This is a genomic window from Acidovorax sp. NCPPB 3576, from assembly GCF_028473605.1.
In the GTDB taxonomy this organism is placed as follows: Bacteria; Pseudomonadota; Gammaproteobacteria; order Burkholderiales; family Burkholderiaceae_C; genus Paracidovorax.
In genome coordinates this window covers 3,870,131-3,893,947 of record NZ_CP097267.1, presented here as the reverse complement: position 1 = coordinate 3,893,947, position 23,817 = coordinate 3,870,131, and the positions used below count along the sequence as shown (strand labels likewise).

At 67.5% G+C, this 23,817-nt stretch carries 21 protein-coding genes, 1 tRNA gene and 1 pseudogene; 6 read left to right on the top strand and 17 right to left on the bottom strand.

What is annotated here, in order from left to right; genetic code table 11:
• Nucleotides 1-18: 18 nt before the first annotated feature.
• The 3 genes from M5C98_RS17880 to fhuF form a co-directional block, all read right to left on the bottom strand.
• Nucleotides 19-1,362 (bottom strand): lysine N(6)-hydroxylase/L-ornithine N(5)-oxygenase family protein, encoded by a 1,344-nt coding sequence (locus M5C98_RS17880; protein ID WP_272548802.1) that lies wholly within the window; start codon nt 1,360-1,362, stop codon nt 19-21.
• Nucleotides 1,346-2,215 (bottom strand): formyltransferase family protein, encoded by an 870-nt coding sequence (locus M5C98_RS17875; protein ID WP_272548801.1) that lies wholly within the window; start codon nt 2,213-2,215, stop codon nt 1,346-1,348. The genes M5C98_RS17880 and M5C98_RS17875 overlap by 17 nt, the downstream gene beginning before the upstream one ends.
• A gap of 217 nt (nt 2,216-2,432) precedes the next feature.
• Entirely contained in the window at nt 2,433-3,200 is a 768-nt protein-coding gene (gene fhuF / locus M5C98_RS17870) for a siderophore-iron reductase FhuF (protein WP_272548800.1), read from the bottom strand.
• 247 nt (nt 3,201-3,447) lie between these two features.
• Here fhuF and M5C98_RS17865 point away from each other — a divergent pair, with 247 nt between their 5' ends.
• On the top strand, nt 3,448-5,217 hold the full coding sequence (locus M5C98_RS17865; protein WP_272548799.1) for a cyclic peptide export ABC transporter: 1,770 nt from the start codon (nt 3,448-3,450) through the stop codon (nt 5,215-5,217).
• A 180-nt stretch (nt 5,218-5,397) separates the two neighbouring features.
• Nucleotides 5,398-6,456, top strand: coding sequence for a formylglycine-generating enzyme family protein (locus M5C98_RS17860; protein ID WP_442867199.1), 1,059 nt, complete (start codon nt 5,398-5,400; stop codon nt 6,454-6,456).
• Between the two features lie 74 nt (nt 6,457-6,530).
• On the opposite strand, the gene M5C98_RS17855 is transcribed toward M5C98_RS17860, so the two are convergent.
• From M5C98_RS17855 to M5C98_RS17845, 3 genes are all read right to left on the bottom strand, one after another.
• A complete protein-coding gene (locus tag M5C98_RS17855; RefSeq protein WP_272548798.1) occupies nt 6,531-7,271 on the bottom strand; it encodes a hypothetical protein in 741 nt (246 codons plus the stop codon).
• A gap of 397 nt (nt 7,272-7,668) precedes the next feature.
• Nucleotides 7,669-8,061 (bottom strand): hypothetical protein, encoded by a 393-nt coding sequence (locus M5C98_RS17850; RefSeq protein ID WP_272548797.1) that lies wholly within the window; start codon nt 8,059-8,061, stop codon nt 7,669-7,671.
• Nucleotides 8,062-8,130: 69 nt separating this feature from the next.
• Nucleotides 8,131-9,267: a hypothetical protein gene (locus tag M5C98_RS17845; RefSeq protein ID WP_272548796.1), complete on the bottom strand. Its 1,137-nt coding sequence runs from the start codon at nt 9,265-9,267 to the stop codon at nt 8,131-8,133.
• A gap of 241 nt (nt 9,268-9,508) precedes the next feature.
• On the opposite strand from M5C98_RS17845, the pseudogene M5C98_RS24825 reads away from it, so the two are divergent.
• Nucleotides 9,509-9,679 (top strand): annotated as a pseudogene (locus tag M5C98_RS24825) (helix-turn-helix domain-containing protein); the annotation flags it as partial.
• A 120-nt stretch (nt 9,680-9,799) separates the two neighbouring features.
• On the opposite strand, the gene M5C98_RS17840 reads toward M5C98_RS24825, so the two are convergent.
• The 10 genes from M5C98_RS17840 to M5C98_RS17795 all read right to left on the bottom strand — a co-directional run bounded on the left by M5C98_RS17840 (nt 9,800) and on the right by M5C98_RS17795 (nt 16,849).
• Nucleotides 9,800-10,183, bottom strand: a complete 384-nt coding sequence (locus tag M5C98_RS17840) for a hypothetical protein (protein WP_272548795.1) — start codon at nt 10,181-10,183, stop codon at nt 9,800-9,802.
• A gap of 1 nt (nt 10,184) precedes the next feature.
• Nucleotides 10,185-11,156: a DUF6402 family protein gene (locus tag M5C98_RS17835; RefSeq protein ID WP_272548794.1), complete on the bottom strand. Its 972-nt coding sequence runs from the start codon at nt 11,154-11,156 to the stop codon at nt 10,185-10,187.
• Nucleotides 11,157-11,488: 332 nt separating this feature from the next.
• Nucleotides 11,489-11,576: transfer RNA gene (locus M5C98_RS17830), tRNA-Ser, on the bottom strand.
• Between the two features lie 47 nt (nt 11,577-11,623).
• Nucleotides 11,624-12,286 carry an urease accessory protein UreG gene (gene ureG / locus M5C98_RS17825; RefSeq protein WP_272548793.1) on the bottom strand — a complete coding sequence of 221 codons (663 nt, stop codon included), beginning with the start codon at nt 12,284-12,286 and terminating at the stop codon, nt 11,624-11,626.
• Nucleotides 12,283-13,029, bottom strand: a complete 747-nt coding sequence (locus M5C98_RS17820) for an urease accessory protein UreF (protein WP_272548792.1) — start codon at nt 13,027-13,029, stop codon at nt 12,283-12,285. Before M5C98_RS17820 ends, ureG begins: the two co-directional genes overlap by 4 nt.
• Nucleotides 13,030-13,040: 11 nt before the next feature.
• Nucleotides 13,041-13,700 carry an urease accessory protein UreE gene (ureE, locus tag M5C98_RS17815; RefSeq protein WP_272548791.1) on the bottom strand — a complete coding sequence of 220 codons (660 nt, stop codon included), beginning with the start codon at nt 13,698-13,700 and terminating at the stop codon, nt 13,041-13,043.
• Nucleotides 13,701-13,708: 8 nt separating this feature from the next.
• Complete coding sequence (gene ureC, locus M5C98_RS17810) at nt 13,709-15,451, bottom strand: urease subunit alpha (RefSeq protein ID WP_272548790.1); 1,743 nt, start codon at nt 15,449-15,451, stop codon at nt 13,709-13,711.
• A 57-nt stretch (nt 15,452-15,508) separates the two neighbouring features.
• A complete protein-coding gene (locus M5C98_RS17805; RefSeq protein WP_272548789.1) occupies nt 15,509-15,844 on the bottom strand; it encodes an urease subunit beta in 336 nt (111 codons plus the stop codon).
• 42 nt (nt 15,845-15,886) lie between these two features.
• Nucleotides 15,887-16,492 (bottom strand): HupE/UreJ family protein, encoded by a 606-nt coding sequence (locus tag M5C98_RS17800; protein WP_272548788.1) that lies wholly within the window; start codon nt 16,490-16,492, stop codon nt 15,887-15,889.
• A 54-nt stretch (nt 16,493-16,546) separates the two neighbouring features.
• Nucleotides 16,547-16,849, bottom strand: a complete 303-nt coding sequence (locus M5C98_RS17795; RefSeq protein WP_092745910.1) for an urease subunit gamma — start codon at nt 16,847-16,849, stop codon at nt 16,547-16,549.
• Nucleotides 16,850-16,985: 136 nt separating this feature from the next.
• On the opposite strand from M5C98_RS17795, the gene M5C98_RS17790 reads away from it, so the two are divergent.
• The 3 genes from M5C98_RS17790 to M5C98_RS17780 all read left to right on the top strand — a co-directional run bounded on the left by M5C98_RS17790 (nt 16,986) and on the right by M5C98_RS17780 (nt 23,015).
• Entirely contained in the window at nt 16,986-20,684 is a 3,699-nt protein-coding gene (locus M5C98_RS17790; protein WP_272548787.1) for an ATP-binding protein, read from the top strand.
• Between the two features lie 11 nt (nt 20,685-20,695).
• Nucleotides 20,696-21,766: a response regulator transcription factor gene (locus tag M5C98_RS17785; protein WP_272548786.1), complete on the top strand. Its 1,071-nt coding sequence runs from the start codon at nt 20,696-20,698 to the stop codon at nt 21,764-21,766.
• A 412-nt stretch (nt 21,767-22,178) separates the two neighbouring features.
• Entirely contained in the window at nt 22,179-23,015 is an 837-nt protein-coding gene (locus M5C98_RS17780; protein WP_272548785.1) for a hypothetical protein, read from the top strand.
• 90 nt (nt 23,016-23,105) lie between these two features.
• Here the strand turns inward: M5C98_RS17780 and M5C98_RS17775 are convergent, their stop codons facing one another.
• On the bottom strand, nt 23,106-23,816 hold the full coding sequence (locus tag M5C98_RS17775; RefSeq protein WP_272548784.1) for a hypothetical protein: 711 nt from the start codon (nt 23,814-23,816) through the stop codon (nt 23,106-23,108).
• Nucleotide 23,817 lies beyond the last annotated feature (1 nt).

Genomic DNA, 23,817 nt, shown 5'->3' with positions numbered 1-23,817 from the left:
CACGGCCTGCGCGAACGCTCAGGCCGGCGTGGGCTCCCGCGATCCGTGGGCGGCGCGTGTCGGCGCGGCCGGGTGGGCCGTGGCAGCGGCCAGCAAGGCGTTGCCGATCTCCCCGGTGCGAACCGAAGTGACCGACAGCAGCGTGTCGCTCAGTCCGTGCGAGCTTTCGCAGGCGCCTTGCAGGTAGATGGCCGGATGGAAGTCTGCCGTGGTCTGCACGCGGTAGTGCCGATCGACCTGCAGGTCGCCCAGGTAGGGCGCCAGGGGCTGCAGCAGGTCCTTGTGCTGCGCCCGCGCATAGCCCGTGGCCAGCACCACGGCGTCGTAGCGTACGGTGCCTTCCTGGCCGGTGTCCTGGTCCGCCATCGTCAGGTGGATGCCGGCTGCGTCGGCCCGCACCGCGCCCACTTCCTGGCGCCGCAGAAAGCGCAGCCGCTCGCCGCCCGCCACTTTTTGTTCGTAGAAGAGCTTGAAGATCTGCTGGATCAGGTCCATGTCGGCCACCGCGTAGTTGGTGTGCCAGAACTCCTCCAGCAGCGCCGAGCGTTCCGAAGGCGGGCGGCTGTACATGTAGTCGGTGAACTCCACGTTGAAGATCTCGTTCACGAACGGGCTGTCGTCCGAGGGCCTGATCGAGCGGGCCCGCATGATCAGGTCCACCTGCGGCGCGCCGGGGCGGCCCTGCAGGTCCATGAAGATCTCGGCCGCGCTCTGCCCCGCGCCCACCACCGCGATCTTGCGCGCCGTGCCGTGGGCCGCCATGCCCTGCAGATAGGTGCTGGAGTGAAAGACGCGGGGGTCGGCCTTGAACGGCTGGAAGGCCGGCGGAATGTTGGCCGTGCCGCCCACCCCCACCACCAGGTTGCGCGCCAGCCGCTCGGTCACCGTGCCCGCCCGGTTGCGCGAGCGCACGCGCAGGTGGGAGACGGGCGACGCCTGCGGTCCGTGCGGCGCGGCGCCGGCATGCTGCCGCTCGGGCAGCACCTCGAACACATCCTCGCCATAGATGCAGTGGTCCTCGAACTGCTCCGCGGCCCAGCCCAGGTAGTCGTTGAACTCGCGGCGGCTCGGGTAGAAGCTCTTGAGATTGATGAAGTCCGGCAGGCGGCCCTTCTCGTGCAGGTAGTTGATGAAGGTGTACCGGCTGGTCGGGTTGCGCAGTGTGGCCAGGTCCTTCAGGAACGATATCTGCATGTGCGACTGGTCCAGCAGCATGTGCGGGTGCCACGCGAAGGCCGGCTGCCGCTCGATGAACAGCGCGTCCAGGGGGCGGCTGGCATGGCGCTTTTCCTCCAGCGCGATGGCCAGGGCGACGTTGGACGGGCCGAAGCCGATCCCGATGAGGTCATGAATGGCAGGCATGGGATGTCGGCTCCTGTGTGATGAGAGGGGTTTTTTCCGCCAGCAATGCCAGTCCCTGGTGCAACGCGGGAAACAGGCTTTGCTGGAAGTTGTTCCAGCGCATTTCCAAAATGGTGTCGTCCGGCGCGATGGGCGTGGCCAGCACGTCGAAGATCACCTCGCCCGAATCGATGCCCTGGTCCACGTAGTGAAAGGAGGCGCCCGTCATCGATACGGGCGGCACGGCGACGGTGGCGCGCGTGGCCCAGTCGATGACCTTCTCGCCCCGCGCGCCGTGCAGCGCATCCAGCGTGGCGTAGGCGCCGCGGCGCTGGTAGGGCGACCCGGGCCGCGTGATGCCCGGGTGGATGTTGGCGATGCGATGCCAGTACGGATTGCCCGGCCGCGCCAAGTCGTCCAGGATCACCAGCAGGCCGTCGAGCACCACGATGTCGGCCTGCAGCGCGTCCAGCCGCTCGCGCAGCCGGCGCTCGAAATCCTGCTTGGCCGGCACCCGCTGCGCCGAATCGCGCGGCAGCTGGCGGTAGGTGGAAGGCACGGAATGCATCAGGTCCTTGAGCGGCTTGCCCTGCGCGCGCAGCCCGTGCGGAAAAATCCAGGGCCGCGCGGGGTCGCACGAAAAGCCGTAGTCCTGCAATGCGGCCTGGTCCCGCGGAGACTGCGGATCGTCGTCGAACACGATGCCTTCCAGGGAATAGGCATCGCCCAGCGGCGTCTGGTCCAGTGCCTCGGCCAGGGATTCCAGCGGAGACTTCATGTAGCGCTGCTCTCCTTTGTAGGCCACGTGCCGGCCCGCCTGGTCGGCCGCCGCGTTCCGCAGGGAGAGGATGTATGCGAGTTTTGCCTTGGGCATGAGCGAAGTAAAGTCCAGTCAAGGGTGGATGAACCGATCGGAGGCGCCAACATGGCCGCTGCCCGGGCGCAGCGCGGCCATGGTCGTGGCCGTTCTCATGGCCGTTCTTGGGCCCCATGTGGGGAAGACGAACGACCCGCCCATCTGTTCACCGACCCGTCGCCACCGCTTCATCCGAGGGATCGCATCGGCGGAAGACGGTGGCCCTCTCAGGCACTCACACGCTCGGCGCTTCGGCCGTTCGCCGGTGCTGGGGCGCCAGCGGGCACGCGCCGCAGTGGCTTTCGCCGGGCAGCAGGTAGTACAGGCAGCATTGCCGGTGCAGCGTCAAAGGGGCGGCGCCTGCCCCGCGCGACACCTCGCGTTGCGGGCCGTGCATCGGGTTGCCGCCGCCAGGCCACTGCGCGCGGTGCAGTAAAAAGTCGCGGTCGACCGCCACCGGGGTGCCGGGGGCCACGCGGGCCACCGCCTGCGCCAGGATGTGGTCCAGGCGCCGCGCCGTGTTGCCCCAGAGGATCTTGGGCGCCACCCGCGTCTGTTCGGCCAGCCGTAGAAAAAGCGGCTGCAGGTGCTGCCAGAGCAGCGCGGCATAGCGCTCTTCCGTGCGGGTGCCGTGCATCGACATGCCCAGGGCGACGATGTGAAAACCCTGCACTGTGCCGTTGGGGTCCAACTGCAGCCAGATGTTTCGCGCCCCCACGGGCAAGGCGTGCTGCAGCACACTGGCCGCGGCCACCACCGGGGGCAGCAGCCGGTCCAGGTAATCCAGCGTCCATACCGAGGCCACGGCCCGCAGGTCGTGCAGGCCCGCGCCCCGGTGCCGTGCCTGGCGTTGCAGCACATCGGCCAGGCCGCCGGGCGCATCGAGCAGCGTGGAGAGATTCACGGCACCGTGCGGTGGCGCCGGCGCGCACTGCAGGCCGTCGCCATGGGGCGCCAGCGCGCCGGGGAACAGGGGTTGCAGCAGCGGCATCACGGGGGGCATGGAAACGAGACGTTCCAGACCCGCCGATGTTCACGGCCAAGGCCTTGCCGCTGGGCTTTCTGCCCGTCGCGTGAACGTCGTCATGAACATTTGCGGCGCGCCATCGTCTCGGGGGTGGGTGGCGCGCAAGCGCCGCCGCAGGCCGTCCAAGGCCGCGCTGCGCGCGGGCCGGGCGCCTGTGGTCGTCCATTCCACTCCTGCCGGGCCGCGGGGCGTTGCACGCCACCGGGGCGGAAAGATCCTTCGCATGACATCTCCCAATGGCCCCAGCGGCAACGCCGCCGAAATCAGGCGCCTGCTAAAGCCTTTCCTTCCGTGGATCGCCTTGTCCGCCATCACCGGCATCGGGGCCGGCGCGGCCACCGTCGCGCTGCTGGCCACCATCAACCGGGTGCTCAACACGCCGGGCGGGCTGGCCGGCGGGCTGCTCATGGTCTTCATCTGCCTGTGCCTGGGCGCCCTGGCTGGCCGGGTCGTGTCGGACATGTCCAGCAACTTCGTGGGCCAGCGCCTGGTGGCGCAGGTGCGCAAGGGGTTGGCCCAGAAAATCCTCGCGGCGCCCATCGATGCGCTGGAGCGCTACCGCACACACCGCCTCATGCCTGTGCTGTCGCAGGACGTGGACATGATCAGCGACGTGGTGTTCGCGCTCTCGGCCACCCTCATCGCGGTGGCCATCGCGCTGGGGTGCCTGATCTACCTGGCCGTGCTGTCGCTGCCGCTGTTCGGCGTGCTCATCGTGGCGCTGGCCATCGGCGCCACCATCCAGGTGGTGGCGCAGTCGCGCGGCGTGGCGGGCTTCTGGAAGGCACGCGAATACGAAGAGCAACTGCACAAGGCCTACCGCGGCATCAGCGAAGGCGCCAAGGAGCTGCGCATGCACCGCGCGCGCCGCGCCCGCATGTTCAGCGGTCAGATCGAGCGCGTGGTGGACAGCATTCGCACCGTCAACGGGCGCGCCATCAACACCTACGTGATCGCCACGGCCTTCGGCTCGGCGCTGTTCTTCCTGCTGATCGCGCTCATACTCGGCTGGGCCGCCCTGCGCGCGCCCGAGCCGGCCGTGCTCAGCGGGTTCGTGCTGGTGCTGCTGTTCTTGAAAGGCCCCATGGACCAGATCGCCTCGGCGCTGCCCGGCGTGGGCCGGGCCAAGGTGGCCTTCCAGCGCATCGCGGACCTGTCGGCCCGCTTCGCCAGCCCCGAGCCGCACCTGCCGCTGCACGCGCAGCAGCGCGAGGCCCGCCTGGACGATGCCATCGAACTGCGCGACGTGCGCTACGCCTTCGATGCGCCCGAGGGCGGCGAGCCCTTCGTGCTCGGTCCCATCGACCTGCGCCTGCGCAAGGGCGAACTCGTCTTCGTGGTGGGCGACAACGGCTCCGGCAAGACCACCCTCATCAAGCTGCTGCTGGGGCTGTACGCACCGCAAAGCGGCACCATCGTGCTGGACGGCGAGCCCGTCGTGCCCGAGACGCGCGACGACTACCGCCAGCTGTTCACCACCGTGTTCTCGGACTTCTACCTGTTCGAAGACCTGCTGGGCGGCGAATCGGTGGGGTCCACGGAACAAGCCCAAAAATACCTGGAGCGCCTGGAGATCGCCCACAAGGTGTCGGTGAAGGACGGCGTGTTCACCACCACCGACCTCTCCACCGGCCAGCGCAAGCGGCTGGCGCTGGTGCATGCCTACCTGGAAGGGCGCCCGGTACTGGTGTTCGACGAGTGGGCCGCCGACCAGGACCCGACCTTCCGCCACCTGTTCTATACCGAGCTGCTGCCCGAGCTGCGCGCCAAGGGACACCTGCTGGTCGTCATCTCCCACGACGACCGTTACTTTCACCTGGCCGACCGCGTGGTCACCATGCGGGCCGGCCGCGTGGCGCAGGACCGCGTGCCGACCGCCCCGGCAGGGCAGGGTGGGCCGGCGGCATCGCCGCAGCATCGGCCGCTCGGCTCGGCGGCGGCGCCACTTTCGTCCACCCAGGAAGAAGCCCGCGAGGACTTCGAGCCGGCCTGAGCGCCCGCTGGGCCGCCCGTGCCGCGTGGCGAGGCGCATGCAAGGAGATGCTCCTATATTGATAGCTATGTGCCCTAGTGATATATGCGGTGAAGACCGATTTCACTGAAATCCTCGGCGCACCGCGGGCACCCGCATACACTGGCCGTCTCCGGCCTCCGGGCCCTTCAGGGAAACGCCATGCGCCCCTCCTTGCTCTGTGTTCTGTCCTGGATGCCAGCGGCGCTGGGTCTGATGGGCTCGCCCTGCGCGAACGCGCAGCCGCCCGCTGCCAAGGTCTGGACCAATTCGCTCGGCATGCCCTTCGTGCGCATCCCGGCTGGCCGCTTCCGGATGGGCAGCGACGAATCCCCCGACGCACTGGCCGCGTCCTACCCGCTCATGGAACGCAAACGTTTCAGCTTGCTGGCGGACGAGGCGCCCGTGCACACCGTGCGCATCCGCCGGGCTTTCTACCTGGGCCAGACCGAGGTCACCGTGGGGCAGTTCCGCCGCTTCATCGAGGCATCGGGCTATCGCCCCGAGTCCGAAGCCGATGGCACCGGCGGCTATGGCTACAACCCCGATTACGACCCCGCCACCACCGAGCGCGGCGACGCATTCGAGGGGCGCGATCGGCGCTACTCCTGGCGCAACCCCGGCTTTGCGCAGGGCGAAGACCACCCCGTGGTCAACATCACCTGGCACGACGCGCACGCCCTGGCCGCATGGCTCAGCAGCACCGAAGGCCACCGCTACCGCCTGCCGACCGAGGCCGAGTGGGAATACGCCTGCCGCGCCGGAACGCGCACCCGCTACCCGCACGGCGACGATCCCGAAAGCCTGGTGCGGCACGCCAATACGTTCGACCAGGACGCCGCGCCCTATTGGCCCCGCTGGCAGGCCCAGGCGCTGAAAGGCCACGACGGCCACGCCTTCACCGCGCCCGTGGCCAGCTACCCCGCCAACGCCTTCGGCCTGCACGACATGGTGGGCAACGCGTGGGAATGGGTGTCCGACTGGCATGGCGACACCGCCTATGCCGAGTCGGCGCGCGACGATCCCCAAGGCCCCGCGCAAGGCAGCGTGCGCGTGCGCCGCGGCGGCTCGTGGCACACCTGGCCGCTGTATGCACGCTGCTCGTACCGCAACTGGAACAGCCCGGACACGCGCTACACGCTGGTGGGCATGCGGCTCTTGCGGGAGGTGGATGATTCGGCGGGCTCCACGCGAAAGCTGCAACCGCACGCTGTGCGCTGAGACCCGTTCAGCCCCAGACGCTCGACGCACGAAAACCCGGAGCGCGCCCGGAGCGCACACCGTGCCGTTCGCGGTCAGCGGCCCATCAATTTGTCGATGCGCTGTGCCGCGGATTTCGCCGCATTGCCGAGTTGTTGTACTGCGTTGTCGAGGGTTTGCTCCACCCGTTCCGCGGTCGTTGGAGGAGGCCGCAGCGCGGAATCAACCGCTTTTTCCGCGCGTTGCATGGCGGATTGCAGTGCATTGCCCATCCGCTGCGCTGCAGAACCGAGGGCGTCCTCCACCCGATCCATCACGGAGCCGTTGCTGTTGCCGTGGGTGGCGGAGTGAAACGCTTTTTTGGTGCCATTGACGGCAGACTGCGCGGTCGCTTCGACCAACTGCAGTGCCGATTGGGCCAGCTGGCTGGCTTTGGCGAGGGCTGTATCCCCGTAGCGCGCGGACTTTTGAGCCAACTGATGCGGATCGAAGTTGACCACCATCGACGTAACGGCACTGGCGGCCTGCCGCACGCTTTGTGTAATGCCTTGCGCCGCAGCACCGAAAAATGATCGCGCATGGCTGGCTGCACTGGAATAGGCGCTTTGGGCGACCTTTTGATGGTATGCCTGCTTCATGCGCTGTATTTCCGCCGTGCCGTAGTTGGATTTGGTTTCGGAAACAAAGGCCTTGAAGTCGTTCGTTTGCTGTTTGGCCTCATGCCGCAGGCCGCTCGACAAATCTTGGAAGGCTTTCTGGGCGTGGTGGCCTGCGCTGGAAAACGCTTGCGTTGCGGAAGGCTGACTGCGCAGGGAAATCGACGAGCGGGGCGGCATGCCCCCGTCCTGCCCCGTGCTGCCACGCGCTCGGAGTCCGCTGAATCCAGCGAACGCAGTGCTTACCCGGCTGGCGACGCTGGGGCCGGGGCGTGCGGCGGGTGCTGGTGCCGCTGAATCCGGTGTGCGCTGCAGTTTGTTGCTGGGGGTTAGCGATGTCTTCATTTTCCGCTCCAAGGGGGTGTCATGAAATGGCCCGCCACGACGGCCCCATTGCATTTCGTGGATGACTGGTTGAGATGGTGCATTCGGGGCTGTGCAGGTGTCAGCAATGTCCGAATGAATGGGTCTTGGAACGAAGCATGAAGCGCGGGCTGGGAGGCCGCGCTGCAGCGGGCGTCAGGGTGCGAGATCTCTTTCCCACGCCGGATGACGGCTTGCCGGCCCCATCGCGCGTTTAGTTCGCGGCGGGTTCGAGCACCGATTGCAGAATCGCCAGCAGCGGATCGTTCGGGTCGGGCCGATGGGTTTCCGGCTGGGTCGGGTCCCACTGCGGATTGTTCCGGTTGAGCCACGCGCCGGTCACGATGTCGCGGGCCAGGGCCATGCGCTCGTCGGCCAGGGCATTCAGCTCCTCTTCCGTGGGAGGCGAATCCGCCTGGGCATCGGGCGCTGGCTCGGCCTCGCGCAGTTGCTGCTCCACGTTCGCCACGGCTTGCTCGAAATCACGCAGCACGTAGTGCGCCAGCAGGGCGCGTTCATCGAACGGGAGCGGCGCATCGCTGCCAGCGCTGTCGGCGGGCAACACGTCGGAATTCACGGGGGTTTCGGCGATGGTTTCGGTAGTCATGGCGGGTTTTAAGGAATGAGAAAGGGCAATGCAGCGTTCAGCGGGGACGTTGGGCGCCATCGGTGGCGATCAATACCACTGAGGGCGCGCCTGGTACTGCTGGTATTGGTGCGACATGCGGTAAGGGTCGAACCGCGCCATGTCCTGTTTGAACACCGATGCGGCATGCGAGAGCGACTCATAGGTGTGCGCCGCTGCCCGGATCGGATAGGTGGCATGGTGCAAGGCGGTCTGCGCCGCATAGTCGACCCGATGGGCGGCCGATTGCAGTGCTTGGTCGATGCGGTGCCCTGCGTTATGGATTGCGTAATCGGCCCGGTGCAGCGCGTTGTCCACGCGGTTGATGCCGGAGTGGACGGCGTATTCCGCACGGTTCACCGCCGATTGGATCGCATGGTCCACCCGGTGCATGGCATGGTCCACACGGTGTGCGGCAGATTGCACGGCGTGGTCCACGCGGTACACCGCCGACTGAACCGCATGCTCTGCCCGATACATCGCGTGGTCCACCTTCTGGGCCGCGGAGTGCGCGACCTGTCCCACCTTGTACCGTGCGGCATTCACCCCCTCGGCTACGGCGGCGCCTGCGAGCAGCGCGCCACCCAGGCCCACCATTGCCACATTGGTCGCCTGATGGAGGGCTGCATTGCCATAGCGTGCGGCCTTGTCGGCCAGCCGGCGCGGGTCGAACCGCTGCATCGTCGATGAAAGCGAGTAGGCCGCCTGGCGAGCGCCCTGCGAAACACCGTGCGCCGTTTCCCCGAAAAACGCACGCGCATGGCCTGCGGCTTGGGAATACGCCCTCTGGGCGTTCTGCTGGTGGCCGGCTTGTGCACGGCGGTGGTTCTGGGCCACGCCGTCGTAGCCAAAATTGGGGCGGGACGCCGCATGCGATTCGGCACGGAATGCCGAAAAACCTTGCTTGTGTTGCTGCACTTCCTGCCGCATGCCCTGCGAGAACTGATTCACCGCCCCGCGGGCGTGCTGCGCGGCGCTGGAGAACGCCTGTGTCATCGGCGACCGCCCGCGCGGGGCCATGCCGCCGCTTTGCGCCAGGTTCTCACGTCCTTGGAGCCCGCCGAATCCGGTCGAGGACTTGCTTTTGCTGCTGGGCGCGCGGGGGGCCGCGTCAGGCGCTGGAGTGGCGGCAGCGCCTGCCGAACCCATGGCGTTGCGCAGCTTGGTGAGGCTGAATGTCGATGTCATGTCCCGTTCCAATGCAATGTGGTGGCCGGCAGCCGCCGAACCGCCGGCTGACGTTGTGGTTGGGTGCCATGGTGCAGCCGGTGTGGGCTCGCTGCGTGAAACGCCCGAACCAACCGGGCTTTAAGCGAAGGCTGGTGCCGAGGAAGTGCGGCATGCGTTGTGCCCTCGGGAACGCTGTTTGCCAGCGTGGAGTTGACCCGGTTCCGTGGACACATCATTCTTTGTGTTCAAGGAGCCGCAAATGTCCAAAGTCAGGCCGCCGTACCCAACGCAGTTCAGGCAACAAATGGTTGAATTGGTACGTGCCGGACGCGCGCCGGCCTAACTCTCGCGCGAGTTCAACGTCACCGCGCAGTCCATCACCAACTGGGTCGGTCAAGCCGCCATTGATAGCGGCAAGGAAGGCTTGACCTGCGTCGACAGCGCAAGCCGCAAGACGTCATCTATCCATGATGTGTTTTGAATCGCATCAACTGGAAACCCGCGATGGCGCGAAATAAGCGAAAAAGAGGGTTGGCATGTGAGCATCGAGTTAACGCGGGCAACCGGATGCAGTGGGGCATTCCGATGGAATATTCTCAAACACCACACTGCTACCCACTACCACCGCATTGGCTGGTGGATCGGTCCACCAATAAGGTGTGCCGTTCATCCATAAATCGAAAATATCGCTTTCACCCAGCAACTTCTCAGGTTCAATACGGTATAGCTTTACCAATGAAGGTATTTTCATTTGGTAATGGATGACACGCTGTACGAGTGGCGCGTCATAGTATTCCAAACGATACACCTTCATCGGGCTTATTTCCGCCCCTTTGAAAACAGGCTTGCAGGCGTACCAAGCGAATGCAATCATGCCGAGAGCAGTAGCAAACCAGAGCGCCCGACGCGCCTTTGTTGAAAGGGCTCTTGCCATTTTAAAAGACAAACTTTTGCGGGAATGGCAAGGTCACGCGATGAACGTCAGATAAAACCATAAAGTCCCCGCCACGTTGATTTTTCGCGCGCCATTTCTGAAAGTCTGAGTTTTGCACCAGATATTTCCTGCCTGCCGCAGATGCGTGGTTTATGTCAGCCACCTTGTCTTCAATATTGATGCTGCCACGAAAAGATGTATTGCATTCAACACCATTGAAGCCCCAGCATCCCAAAGGCTGTGAAATAAAGTTATTGCCGTCCTGGAAATCATATGAATCCCGCAAGTAAAAACCCAGTTCATCAATATCCACAGATAACTTGCCATTTTCCTGCGGGGTCACGATGCCTGAAGCTGCAATTTTTATCTGGGCCTCACCCATGGCTCCGTAGAAATCATCCATGGGGTCGCCCATTTTTCCAAACAGAAGAAAGTTGACTTGGCAGGTGTCATCTAACTCTTTTGCCGGTAGGCCCAAATTCCCGAATCTCCAGCATTGTCCAACGTGTCGAGAACTGCCCCTTTCTACCCTCGTTTTCAACTGCTTGATTCCTGCTGGACTGGCCCATTTCGCTTGTAGTTGTGCCATTGCCGTTCGAACTCGATTGAAGCCGAGAGCCCAGGACATTCTTACCATTGATTCTTCAAGGTGCGCAGCACTCAGCTTATTCAAAGGATAGATTCCCCGGCTTTCCTTCATTTCAGGCGGCATCGCAAATGCTGTCCCGGCGAACCACCGATCCATTAAGTTGGCAGCCACAGGCCAGCCCAGCCGCGAACGCATCACACTTGGGATATCTCTCAGCTGGAAAATTCTGGTTTTGTACTCTGGTTCCTTCTGTTTTATAGTCCCGCTGAGTACATCTATGGCAGTGCTGAATATATCGGACAAACAACCCCCCTGTATTTGCGAATAATTTTCTGCGGCTCTATCGGGACGCAAATGCGCTTGAACTGTCTCTGTCAAACGCATGCTGCCCTGCTTTGCGCAACGCGCCCAATCCATCTTTCAAAGCACGCCAATCAGCCAGAAGCGGAGGACTCGATGTTGGATCGGTCGTCGATTTGGAAGTGCAGTCACGCCAAGCATGTAGTCGTCCTGGTTTCGAAAGCGGCTTACCCCCGTACTGACAGTTCGCGAGCAATTCTTTGGCATCGTCGGCGGATAGAGGGTTTTCCTGGTCAAACCCCCGAGCCACCGAGTTCGGAATTGTGCGGTGGGTTAGTGCGGGTATCTTGAGGAATAGAGGGACACAATGAAAAACGCGCCCTAAGGCGCGTCATGGAGTGCTCTGAATGTCGAGCTGGCGGAGACTGTGAGATTCGAACTCACGGACGGTTGCCCGTCGGCAGTTTTCAAGACTGCTGGTTTAAACCGCTCACCCAAGTCTCCGCAAACTGGCGCGTATTCTAGCCGGCCTCCACCCCTCGCCCTGCGCATCAGGCCGCCTGCAGCAGCAGCCCTTTCTTTTCGATGAAGGCCACCACCTCATCCAGCCCCTGCAGCGTTTTCAGATTGGTCATCACGAACGGCTTGGTGCCGCGCATGCGCGTGGTGTCGGCGGCCATCACGTCCAGGTTGGCGCCCACGTGCGGGGCCAGGTCGGTCTTGTTGATGACGAACAGGTCGCTCTTGGTGATGCCGGGGCCGCCCTTGCGGGGGATCTTCTCGCCCGCGGCCACGTCGATCACGTAGAGCGTGAGGTCGCTCAGCTCGGGACTGAACGTGGCCGCGAGGTTGTCGCCGCCGCTTTCGATGAAGACCACGTCGGCGTTCGGGAACTGCGCCAGCATGCGGTCGATGGCTTCCAGGTTGATGGATGCGTCTTCGCGGATGGCGGTGTGGGGGCAGCCGCCGGTTTCCACGCCCAGGATGCGCTCCGCGGGCAGGGCGCCGCTCACGGTGAGCAGGCGCTGGTCTTCCTTGGTGTAGATGTCGTTGGTGATGGCGATGAGGTCGTGCTTGTCTCGCATGGCCTTGCACAGCATTTCCAGCAGGGTGGTCTTGCCCGAGCCGACCGGGCCGCCGATGCCCACGCGCAGCGGGGGCAGGGGCTTGGTGCGGTGGGGGATGTGGTGCAGCGCGGTGGTGGTGTTGTTCATGATCGGAAGAGGCGGGAGTATTGGGTTTCATGCTGCGCCGACAGGATGGCGAGCATGGGCGAAAAAGCCTGGCGGTCCGCGTCGCCGGTGTGCAGCGCGGCATCGGCGGCGGCGGGTATGGCGGCTGCCAGCCGGGCCAGGATGCGCTGGCCGGCGCTCTGGCCCAGGGGCACTGCCTTGAGGGCGGCCTGCACCATGTTCTCGGCCCAGCCGAAGGTGTAGGCCAGCAGCACGTCGCGCGCGCCGGCTTCGGTGCTGGCGGCGGCCAAGGCGAAGGCGACGGGGTAGGTGGGGGTGGGCGGCAGGGCGGCGAGCACGGCCACGTCTTTGAGCCGCGCGGCGTCGCCTGCGTGCTGGTTGCGCAGCCAGTCGGCGAGCGAGCGGCCCATCTGCTCGGTCTGCAGGCGCATTTCGCTGGTCTCGCGCGTTTGCAGTACCCAGTCGTTCAGGTGGCGCACGCGGGCGTGGTCGGCGGCGCGCCACGCGGCCAGGGCCTGCTGCAGCACGGCCATGTCGCCGCGCGCCTGGGTCAGGTGCAACTGAGCGGCCAGCCATTCGGCGGCGGCGGCTTCGGTGGTGACGCCAGCGCGGTCCACCGCCACTTCCAGCCCTTCGGAGTAGGAGAACCCGCCCACCGGCAGCGCCGGCGAGGCCAGCCAGATGAGCTGCAGCAGGCTGGCGGCGGGCAGGGCCGTGGGTGCGGCGACGACGGGCTCGGGCGCGGTGCAGTCGGGGGCCGTCATCCCGGCGTCAATCAATGGTTGTGGTGCGGGTGATCGCACTTCGCATGGTCATGGGCGTGCGCATCGCCCTGATCGTGGCCATGGCTTGCATGGCCGTGCCCGTGGTCATGCCCATCGCCGTGCGCGGGGTCGGTGGCCTCGTGCGAGTGGGCTGCATGGTCTTGGCCATGTTCGTGACCGTGGTCATGGCCGTGATGCCCGTGCCCATGGTGCCCGCCCGCCGCATAGGCGCCGCCCTCGGGCTCGAAGGGGGCATCGATCGCGTTCACGATGAGGTGCATGGCGCGCAGCATGTCGGCCAGCACGTGGTCGGGCTCGATCTGCAGGTGGGTAGGCGTGAGTTCGATGGGCACGTGCCGGTTGCCCAGGTGGTAGGCGGCGCGGGTCAGGTCGAAGGCGGTGCCGTGGTGGGTGCAATGGGTGATGCGCAGCACCGCCTGGGGCGCGGCGATCACGCGGACCAGGGCGCCGTCCTCGGCCACCAGCACGTCGCCGCCGCGCACGGCGGTGCCGCGGGGCAGGAAGATGCCCAGTTCCCGCCCGGTGGAGTCGGTGGCGGCGAAGCGGCTTTTCTGGCGCGTGTCCCAGTCGAGTTCGAGGGTGGCGGCGCGCTTGACGAGCACGGGCGCGAGGCCCTTGCCCTGGGCGATGAGTTTGGAGACTTGAAGCATGCGTGCGATCAGAACAGAAAGTAGCGCTGCGCCATGGGCAGCACGGTCGCGGGCTCGCAGGTGAGCAGCTGGCCGTCGGCGCGCACGGTGTAGGTCTGCGCGTCGATCTCCATGCGCGGCGTGTAGTGGTTGTGCACCATGTGCTGCTTGCGCACGCCGCGCACGCCGCGCACGGCGCTGAGCGGCTTGGCCAGGCCGAAGCGCTCGCCGATGCCCGCGGCCAGTCCGGCCTGCGACACGAAGGTGAGCGAGGTGCGGGCCAGCGCGCCGCCGAAGGCGCCGAACATGGGCCGGTAGTGCACGGGCTGCGGCGTGGGGATGGAGGCGTTGGGGTCGCCCATGGCGGCCATGGCGATGAAGCCGCCCTTCAGGATCATGGCGGGCTTGACGCCGAAGAAGGCGGGCTTCCAGATCACGATGTCGGCCCACTTGCCCACCTCCAGGCTGCCGACCTCGTGGCTGATGCCGTGGGCGATGGCGGGGTTGATGGTGTACTTGGCCACGTAGCGCTTGATGCGCGTGTTGTCGCTGCGCGCGGTGTCGCCGTCCAGCGTGCCGCGCTGGGCCTTCATCTTGTGGGCGGTCTGCCAAGTGCGCAGGATGACCTCGCCCACGCGGCCCATGGCCTGGCTGTCGCTGCTCATCATGCTGATGGCGCCCAGGTCGTGCAGCACGTCTTCGGCCGCGATGGTTTCCTTGCGGATGCGGCTTTCCGCAAAGGCCAGGTCTTCGGCGATGGAGGCGTCCAGGTGGTGGCACACCATGAGCATGTCCACATGCTCGTCCAGCGTGTTCACCGTGTAGGGCATGGTGGGGTTGGTGGAGGACGGCAGAAAGTTCGCCTCGCCCACCACGCGCAGGATGTCGGGCGCATGCCCGCCGCCCGCGCCTTCGGTGTGGAAGGCACAGATGCCGCGGCCCGCCACGGCGGCGATGGTGTTCTCGACGAAGCCGCTCTCGTTGAGCGTGTCGGAATGGATGGCGACCTGCGTGTCGGTGGCGTCGGCCACGTCCAGGCAGTTGCTGATGGCCGCGGGCGTGGTGCCCCAGTCCTCGTGCAGCTTGAGGCCGATCACGCCCGCGTCGATCTGCTCGTGCAGCGCGTCGGGCAGGCTGGCGTTGCCCTTGCCCAGAAAGCCGAGGTTCATCGGGAAGGCGTCGGCCGCCTGCAGCATGCGCTCGATGTTCCAGGGCCCCGAGGTGCAGGTGGTGGCCAGCGTGCCGGTGGCCGGGCCGGTGCCGCCGCCCAGCATGGTGGTCACGCCGGAGGCCAGGGCCTCTTCGATCTGCTGCGGGCAGATGAAGTGGATGTGGCTGTCGATGCCGCCCGCGGTGACGATGTTGCCTTCGCAGCTGATGATCTCGGTGCCGGGGCCGATGACGATGTCCACGCCGGGCTGCGTGTCGGGGTTGCCGGCCTTGCCGATGGCTGCGATGCGCCCGCCCTTGAGGCCGATGTCGGCCTTGACGATGCCCCAGTGGTCCAGGATGAGCGCGTTGGTCAGCACCGTGTCCATGGCGCCCCCGGCCGTGGGGCCGGTACCCTGGCCGTCGCGCGTGCGCTGGCCCTGCGCCATGCCGTCGCGGATGGTCTTGCCGCCGCCGAACTTCACCTCTTCGCCATAGGCGCCGGCGCGCAGCGTGTAGTCCTGCTCCACCTCGGCGATGAGCCCGGTGTCGGCCAGGCGCACGCGGTCGCCGACGGTGGGGCCGAACATCTCGGCATAGGCGCGTTTGGACACAGTGGCCATGGGAATGCTCTCCAGCTCTCGGGCGGTTCGAAAAGGGATCGGGATCCGTTCAACAGATCAAGGCGCGGCGGCGGGCGGTGACGCATCGCCCAGCGGCCCCTGCGTGAGGCCCCGAAAGCCGTACACGGTGCGCTCGCCCGCGTAGTCCACCAGCTCCACCGTGCGCTGCTGGCCGGGCTCGAAGCGCACGGCCGTGCCGCTGGCGATGTTCAGCCGCATGCCGCGCGCGGCGTCGCGGTCGAAGCCGAGCGCGCCGTTGGTCTCGGCGAAGTGGTAGTGCGAGCCGACCTGGATCGGCCGGTCGGCGGTGTTGCGCACCACCAGGGTGAGGGTGCGGCGGCCGGTGTTGAGCGCGTGCTCACCGTCGTCGATGAGGAGTTCGCCAGGGATCATGGGTGGGCTCGCAGTTCGGATGGTGCAGCGGGTTCGGGCCGCTCAGGCCATGCGCACGAGCAGCGTGGCGCCCAGCAGCGCGGTCGAGGCGCCCGCCGCCACGGCCAGCCAGCGGTGGCGCGCCACCACGGCATGGCCCAGGGCGATGCCGGCGGCGTGCAGCGCGGCGGTGGCGATCACCATGCCGGCCAGGGCCATCCATTGGCCGCTGCCGCCCAGTTCGGTGCCGTGCGCCGCGCCGTGGAAGAACGCGAACGCACCGGCCAGCCCCGCGGCCAGGGCCATCGGCAGATGGCGGCGCCAGGCGACCAGCAGGCCCAGCACCAGCAGAGAGGCGGCGATCATCGGCTCCACCGCCGGCACCGCCACGCCCAGGAAGCCGGCCGTGGCCCCCGCCACCAGCAGCGCCACGAAGGCGGCGGGCGCCAGCCACACGGGCCGCACGGCCAGTGCGCTCCACACGCCCACGGCCAGCATGGCGGCCAGGTGGTCCAGGCCGGTGAAGGGGTGGACCAGCCCGTCGAGGAAGCCGGCGTCGGCATGCAGCGCGTCCTCGGCGCCATGGCCCGGGTGGGCGAAGGCGAGGGCGGGCAACAGCAGCAGCGCGGCGGCACAGAGGAAGGATCGGGGTTTTGCTTCTTTTTTCATAGCATCAAGGGCAATAGGTACTAGGGCGTGGAAGGGATTTGATTCAAAAACCCGTTACACGATGGGCTGGTGCACGGTGACCAGCTTGGTGCCGTCGGGGAAGGTGGCCTCCACCTGGATGTCGGGAATCATCTCGGGCACGCCTTCCATCACGTCGGCCCGCGTGAGCACCGTGCGGCCCTCGCTCATGAGCTGGGCGACGGTCTTGCCGTCGCGCGCGCCCTCCATCACGGCGGCGCTGATGAGGGCCATGGATTCGGGGTAGTTGAGCTTGAGTCCGCGCGCGCGGCGCCGCTCGGCGAGCAGCGCGGCGGTGAAGATCAGGAGCTTGTCTTTTTCGCGGGGGGTGAGTTCCATGGCGCAGCGGGCGGTGGGAGGGCAAAGGGGGAAGGAATGCCGCATGGTAGTCAGCAATCGCCATGCCCGTCCATACGCCGGATGGCGGTGGTGGCCCCCGCGTGGCATGGAACCTGCACCCCGTGCCCCTGCCCCCATGACGCCCGCCAGCCCCTCCACCGCCCCCACAGCCCCTGACTCGGCCCCTTCCCCGGCCCCTTCGTCGCAAGCACCTGCCGGCCATCTTGCCGACGTGCCGCAGCAGGTGGTGAAGGTGCGCCGCGACTACAACAGCTGGGTCGCCACCGAGACGATGGAGGACTACGCGCTGCGCTTCACGCCGCAGCGCTTTCGGCGCTGGTCCGAATGGCGGGTGGCCAACACGGCGTTCGGCGCGGCGTCGTTCCTGGTGCTGGAGGCGGTGGGCGCCACGCTGCTGGTGCAGTACGGCTTTTTGAACGCCTTCTGGGCCATCGTGGCCACGGGGCTCATCATCTTCCTGGCGGGCCTGCCGATCAGCGTGTACGCCGCGCGTTATGGCGTGGACATGGACCTGCTCACGCGCGGGGCGGGCTTCGGCTACATCGGCTCGACCATCACCTCGCTGATCTACGCCACCTTCACCTTCATCTTCTTCGCGCTGGAGGCCGCCGTGATGGCCTATGCGCTGGAGCTGGCGCTGGACATCCCGCCGCGCTGGGGCTACCTCATCTGCGCGCTGGCGGTGATCCCGCTGGTCACGCACGGGGTGTCGGCCATCAGCCGGCTGCAGGTGTGGACGCAGCCGCTGTGGCTGGTGATGCTGGTGGTGCCGTTCGTGTACGTGGTGGTGCGCGATCCTGGTGCATTCGCGGGTGTCATGCACTACGGCGGGGAATCCGGCGCCATCTCCACGTTCAATCTGCCCTTGTTTGGTGCGGCGCTCACCGTGGGCATCGCCCTCATCACCCAGATGGGCGAGCAGGCCGACTACCTGCGCTTCATGCCCGCGCGCACGCCGGCCAACCGCTGGCGCTGGTGGCTCGGGGTGTTGGCCGGCGGGCCGGGCTGGGTGGTGCTGGGCGTGGTCAAGATGCTGGGCGGCGCGCTGCTGGCGTACCTGGCGATCAGCCACATGGTGCCGGTGGAGCGCGCGGTGGACCCGAACCAGATGTACCTGGCGGCGTACGAATACGTGTTCCCGCACTACGGCTGGGCGGTGGCGGCCACGGCGCTGTTCGTGGTGGTCTCGCAGATCAAGATCAACGTGACCAACGCCTATGCCGGCTCGCTGGCCTGGAGCAACTTCTTCTCGCGCCTGACCCACAGCCACCCGGGACGGGTGGTGTGGGTGGTGTTCAACACGCTCATCGCGTTCATGCTCATGGAGATGAACGTGTTCAAGGCGCTGGGGCAGGTGCTGGGGCTGTATTCCAACTTGGCCATCGCCTGGATGATGGCCGTGGTGGCCGACCTGGTGGTGAACAAGCCGCTGGGCCTGTCGCCCCGGGGCATCGAGTTCAAGCGCGCGCACCTGTACGACATCAACCCGGTGGGCGTGGGGGCCATGGCGCTGGCCTCGGGGCTGTCCATCGTGGCGCACCTGGGGCTGTTCGGGCCGCTGGCGCAGGCCTTCTCGGCCGTGATCGCCATGGTGACGGCCTTCGTCGCCGCGCCGCTCATCGCCTGGGCCACGCGCGGGCGCTACTACCTGGCCCGGCCCGCGGGCGAGCAGGCGGCGGCCGTGGGCACGCCCGGGGCCTGGGCGGTGCAGCGCTGCGTGGTGTGCGAGCGCGAATACGAGTCGCCCGACATGGCCCAGTGCCCCGCCTACCGCGGCACCATCTGCTCGCTGTGCTGCACGCTGGACGCGCGCTGCGGCGACATGTGCAAGCCCCACGCGCACCTGGCTGTGCAGTGGAGCGCGGCCCTGCGCTGGGTGCTGCCGCGGCGCGTGTGGCGCATGCTCGACACCGGCCTGGGCCACTTCCTGCTGCTGATGCTGGTGATCGCCCCGCTGCTGGCGGCGGTGTTCGGGCTGTTCTACCACCAGGAGCTGCAGACGCTCACCCCGCTGGTGCCCGACAGCGGCCCGGGCGCCGCCGCCGTGCCGGGAACGCATGCCGCGCTGCGCTCGGGGCTGCTCAAGGCCTATCTGGCGCTGCTGGTCATCTCGGGCATCGTGGCGTGGTGGCTGGTGCTGGCGCACAAGAGCCGCAAGGTCGCGCAAGAGGAATCCAACCGCCAGACCCACCTGCTGCAGCGCGAGATCCACCTGCACCGCCAGACCGACCAGGCCCTGCAGGAGGCCCGCCATATCGCCGAGCACGCACGCTCGCAGGCCGAGCAGGCGCGCGGCGTGGCCGAGGAAGCACGCGAGGAGGCCGAGGGCGCCCGGCTGCTGGCCGACCAGGCCAACCAGGCCAAGAGCCGCTACATCAGCGCCATCAGCCACGAGCTGCGCACGCCGCTCAACAGCATCCTGGGCTATGCCCAGCTCATGGGCGAGGACGCCGCCGTGCCGCCGCACCGCCAGCAGGCCGTGAGCGTGATCCGCCGCGGCGGCGAGCACCTGCTGTCCCTCATCGAAGGCACGCTGGACATCGCCCGCATCGAAAGCGGCAAGCTCACGCTGCAGGTGCGCCCCATGCGCTTTGCCGACTGCCTGCACGAGATGTGCGACATGTTCGAGCCGCAGGCGCGCGCCAAGGGGCTCGCGTTCCGCTTCGATCCGCAGGGCACCTTGCCCGAGTGGGTGCGCGGCGACGACAGGCGCGTGCGCCAGATCCTCATCAACCTCATCGGCAACGCCATCAAGTTCACCGCCAGCGGTCATGTGCGGCTGGCAGTGCGGCATGCGCGCGAGCTGGCCCTGATCGAGATCGAGGACAGCGGCCCGGGCCTGACCGAGGCCGAGCGCGACAGCATCTTCGAGCCCTTCGCGCGTGGTGCGGCCAGCAGCCAGGGCGGCGCGCCCGGCGCGGGCCTGGGGCTCACCATCGCCAAGATGCTCACCGAGCTGATGGGCGGCGAGATGACGGTGACCAGCACACCCGGCGCGGGCGCGCTGTTCCGCATCCGCCTCTTTTTGCCCGAGGTGCACCCGGGTGCCGTGGGCGAGGCGATGGCCCCGGCCCGCCTGCGCCCGCCGCGCCGGGGCTACGCCGGCCCGCGCCGCCGCCTGCTGGTGGTGGACAACGAAGAGGCCGACCGTGAACTGCTGGTGCAACTGCTCGCGCCGCTGGGCTTCACCCTGCGCACCGCGGCCAGCGGGCACGATGCGCTGGACCTGATCGCGGCCGGCTATCGGCCCGATGCGGTGTTCATGGACCTCGCCATGCCGGGCATCGACGGCTGGGAAACGATCCGCCGCCTGCGCCAGCTCGAAGCCGCCGTGCAAGGCGCGCAGCCGCCCGCGCACATCGCCGTGGTCTCCGCCAACGCCTTCGACAAGGGGCTGGAGAACGATGGGGGCATCCGCCCCGAAGACTTCATCGTCAAGCCCGTGCGCCACAGCGAACTGCTGGACTGGCTGGAGCGGCGCCTGGCCCTCGTCTGGATCGAGGATGCATCGCCCGCCCCACACGCTGCCTTGCCGTCGCCGCAGGCTTCGGTTGGCGGGGGCGTGCGCCTTGATCCTCCCCAGGCTGCAGCCCCCAAGGTGCCGCCCGATCCCTCCCGCCTGCCGGCGCTGTCCGAGGCCGTCGAGCTGGGCTACTACCGCGGCGTGCTCAACCAGTTGGGCGCCATCGAGGCCGCCCAGCCCGAATGCGCGGCCTGGGTGGGCGAGGCGCGTGCCCATGCGCGGCAGTTCCAGTTCGAGGCCATCGCCCGCATGGTGGCCGAGGCTGCCGAGCCCCCATCCCCTATCCCATGATCGCGAACGCCATGCTCCCCACCGACGCGCTGCCCCTTGATGCCACCGCGCACGCGCTCGACCGCACCCGCGCCGATGTGGTGCTGATCGTGGACGACGTGCCCGACAACCTGGCCGTGCTGCACGACGCGCTCGACGAATCCGGCTACACCGTGCTGGTGGCCACCAGCGGCGAGACCGCGCTGTCGCGCGCGGCGCAGGCGCTGCCCGACGTGGTGCTGCTCGACGCGATGATGCCGGGCATGGACGGCTTCGAGGTCGCGCGGCGGCTGAAAGGCCTGCCGGCCACCGCGCACATCCCCATCATCTTCATGACCGGCCTCACCGAGACCGAGCACCTGGTCGCCGCGCTGGACGCTGGCGGCGTGGACTACGTGACCAAGCCCATCAAGCCCAAGGAGGTGCTGGCGCGCATGAACGTGCACCTGCAGGGCGCGCGCCGCGCGCGCCAGGAGATCCGCCAGGCCGGCCAGGCGCGCAACGCGCTCGACGCCTTCGGCTATGCCAGCATCACCGTGCGCGCCAGCGACGGCCGGCTCATGTGGCAGACGGCGCTGGCGCGCGAGTTGCTGCACGGCTACTTCGGTGGCGGCGCGGCAGCCAGCGGGGCGGGTGCGGCGGATGTCCCGGTGCCCCTGCCGGCCTACGCCCCCGCGCCCGTCACCCAATGGCTGCAGGCGCAACTGCCCTGCGTGGCCGAACTGGCCGCGCAGCAACTGGAGCCGCCGCGCCTGGTGGTGGAGCAGGGCGCGCGCCGCCTGTCGTTCAGCCTGCACCAGCAGACTGGCGACAGCGAGGGCGGCGGCGACTGGCTGATCGTGATGCGCGAGGTGTCCGACGCCGCCGTCATCGAAGCCATGGGCCTGTCGTTCAAGCTCACCGCCCGCGAGGCCGAGGTGCTGTACTGGCTCGTCAAGGGCAAGACCAACCGCGACATCGGCGACATCCTGGGCGCCAGCCCCGCCACGGTCAAGAAGCACCTGGAGCGCGTGTACGTGAAGCTGGGCGTGGAAACGCGCACGGCGGCGGCCGGCATCGCCATGGCGCGCATCCGGCAGACGCACCCGCAGTTCGAGGGCTGAGCGCACGCCTTTCGCCGTTGCCTCCTGCGCGCTGGCTGGCGGGTGTTGCGCGGTCGTGCGTTGCTGCATTCGCTGCGGGATGGCGCGACGAGGATGCCGCCATCATTTTCGCAATGCGCCATGCGTCTTCGGGCGGCGCAGTGGATGGCGCTGTGACCTGGCTATCGTGGCCTCTTCGGGTTCCCGTCGATGGGTGCAACCGGCATGGCGCTCGTTCGCACGACCGCGGTGCCGGGAAGCGCCAGGGAAGGGCGTGCACTCCATGCGAGGTGACCCCAACGCATTCGAAAGGAAGAACATGTCCGGCACACAGCCCACCAGCGGCGGCATTCCCGCTTCATCGCGTCGCGCGCCAACGTTTCATGCAGGCACTGCACCACAGCCCTCATCGGCCCAAGGCACCCGCAGCACCTTGCAGGCCCCTTCGGGGCTGTCTTCACGCCGGACGGCTGGCGAGCCCTCCGCCGCGGGCGCATCGGAGGCCAAGGATGAGCAGGTGATGGTGAAGGGAGCGGACGGCCGCATGACGCCCGCGAGCCTGTCGAAGCTGCGCGATGCGCGCCAGTTCCGCTGGACCGGGGAAACCCAGTGGAAACATCCCTTGCTGCCCGCCAGGTTGAACCAGGAGTTCAAGGTGTTCACGCCCAAGCCGACGCCGGTCGGGTTCCGTGACTTGCCGGCCACCGCGACCGACGTCTGCCTGAAGGGCTCGCTGACCTTGGCGGACATCGAAGCGCTGGGCAGCCGGCCGCTGGAAAAGCTGGAGTTCTCGGGCATGACATTCCCCGCCTCGTGGGACTCGCGAAAACTTTTTGAAAACGCGGGGGCTCTGCAGTACCTGAGCTTCAACGGCGGACATGCGTTCACTCTGTCCGACGACTTCCAGGGCTTGTCGAAGCTTCCCCGGCTGCAAACGCTGCACCTGCATCGGGCCGAGTTCATGAACGGAGGCGGCGGCGAGGCCTATCGGAATCTCGCAGCCATGCACCAATTGCGCGACCTGAGCCTGGACCGCACCATCACGCTGGAAAAAGCACCCGGCCCCAGCACCCTGCGAGAGACCGCCGATGGGCGGCAGATTCGCCAGGTGGCGGCGATGGAGCCGGTGGTCGTCGATTCCCTGGTCGATTTGATCGGTCATGGAACCCTTCGGACCTTGTCCCTGCGGTGGTGTTCCGCGCTGTCGCCCCAAGACCGGGAGAGGCTGACAACGGCCGCCAAGGCCACGGGCTGCCAGATCAGTTTTTGATGCGAGGCGGCGCCGATTGGGCGGCGAACGGGCGGGGTCCGGGGCCACGGCGGTCTGCGCGCTCAGCGGCCCGGGTCCGACAGGGCCGCATCAGAACCTGAACCCGGTGGACACCCGCAGCATGTTCTGCGGCGTGAAGTTCACCTGCGGGTCCCATGCGGCGCGCACGAACCATTCGGGCCAGTCGTAGCCCACCGACAGGCCCGCGCGGCGGATGAAACGGCCGTCCACCGTGCCCTGCTTGGCCAGCAGATCCACCGTGAGCCGCTGGCCCCCGGGCTGCGGGCTGCGCCACACGAGGTGCACGTTCTGCTGGTCGGGGTTTTGCCGGTTGTCGCGCACCAGCTGCAGCGCCAGGGTGTCGCCGCCGCCAAAGCGGTGGCTGCCGTACACGCTATAGGCATCGTTGGGGTCGAAGTTCAGGTTGGCGTAGTTGCGCAGGTTGGTGCGCCCCAGGCCCGCGCCCACCACCCAGGTGGTGCCGGTCTCCACGGCCAGGCTGCCGCCGACGAAGCCGCCCGAGGCGATCTGCACCGAGGGCAGCACCCGCCAGTCGCCCAAGGCCACGGTGCTGTCCCAGCCCGCGCGCGGCATGGAAAAGTCGAGTGCGGGCGAGCGGAACGCGCCGATCCACCAGTGGTCGTCGCCCCGGGTGTAGCGCAGGTTCACGTCCAGCCCGGGGCCCGAGGGCAGGCCGCCGCCGGACACCTGGTAGAGGCCGGTGGTCAGCTTGAAGGGCAGGGGCGTGTCGGGATCGGTGTCGGTGGCCGCGTGGGCGGCCGGCGCGGCGAAGGCCGCCATG

Coding starts and splice junctions, on each gene's coding strand:
- M5C98_RS17860 (WP_442867199.1), top strand. CDS start 5,398: ATGCGCCCCTCCTTGCTCTGTGTTCTGTCCTGGATGCCAGCGGCGCTG.
- M5C98_RS17840 (WP_272548795.1), bottom strand. CDS start 10,183: ATGGCAAGAGCCCTTTCAACAAAGGCGCGTCGGGCGCTCTGGTTTGCT.
- M5C98_RS17775 (WP_272548784.1), bottom strand. CDS start 23,816: ATGGCGGCCTTCGCCGCGCCGGCCGCCCACGCGGCCACCGACACCGAT.
- M5C98_RS17845 (WP_272548796.1), bottom strand. CDS start 9,267: ATGACATCGACATTCAGCCTCACCAAGCTGCGCAACGCCATGGGTTCG.
- M5C98_RS17855 (WP_272548798.1), bottom strand. CDS start 7,271: ATGCCGCCCCGCTCGTCGATTTCCCTGCGCAGTCAGCCTTCCGCAACG.
- M5C98_RS17865 (WP_272548799.1), top strand. CDS start 3,448: ATGACATCTCCCAATGGCCCCAGCGGCAACGCCGCCGAAATCAGGCGC.
- M5C98_RS17880 (WP_272548802.1), bottom strand. CDS start 1,362: ATGCCTGCCATTCATGACCTCATCGGGATCGGCTTCGGCCCGTCCAAC.
- M5C98_RS17790 (WP_272548787.1), top strand. CDS start 16,986: ATGACGCCCGCCAGCCCCTCCACCGCCCCCACAGCCCCTGACTCGGCC.
- M5C98_RS17785 (WP_272548786.1), top strand. CDS start 20,696: ATGCTCCCCACCGACGCGCTGCCCCTTGATGCCACCGCGCACGCGCTC.
- ureG (WP_272548793.1), bottom strand. CDS start 12,286: ATGAACAACACCACCACCGCGCTGCACCACATCCCCCACCGCACCAAG.
- ureE (WP_272548791.1), bottom strand. CDS start 13,700: ATGCTTCAAGTCTCCAAACTCATCGCCCAGGGCAAGGGCCTCGCGCCC.
- M5C98_RS17820 (WP_272548792.1), bottom strand. CDS start 13,029: ATGACGGCCCCCGACTGCACCGCGCCCGAGCCCGTCGTCGCCGCACCC.
- M5C98_RS17850 (WP_272548797.1), bottom strand. CDS start 8,061: ATGACTACCGAAACCATCGCCGAAACCCCCGTGAATTCCGACGTGTTG.
- fhuF (WP_272548800.1), bottom strand. CDS start 3,200: ATGCCCCCCGTGATGCCGCTGCTGCAACCCCTGTTCCCCGGCGCGCTG.
- M5C98_RS17805 (WP_272548789.1), bottom strand. CDS start 15,844: ATGATCCCTGGCGAACTCCTCATCGACGACGGTGAGCACGCGCTCAAC.
- M5C98_RS17835 (WP_272548794.1), bottom strand. CDS start 11,156: ATGCGTTTGACAGAGACAGTTCAAGCGCATTTGCGTCCCGATAGAGCC.
- M5C98_RS17795 (WP_092745910.1), bottom strand. CDS start 16,849: ATGGAACTCACCCCCCGCGAAAAAGACAAGCTCCTGATCTTCACCGCC.
- ureC (WP_272548790.1), bottom strand. CDS start 15,451: ATGGCCACTGTGTCCAAACGCGCCTATGCCGAGATGTTCGGCCCCACC.
- M5C98_RS17800 (WP_272548788.1), bottom strand. CDS start 16,492: ATGAAAAAAGAAGCAAAACCCCGATCCTTCCTCTGTGCCGCCGCGCTG.
- M5C98_RS17875 (WP_272548801.1), bottom strand. CDS start 2,215: ATGCCCAAGGCAAAACTCGCATACATCCTCTCCCTGCGGAACGCGGCG.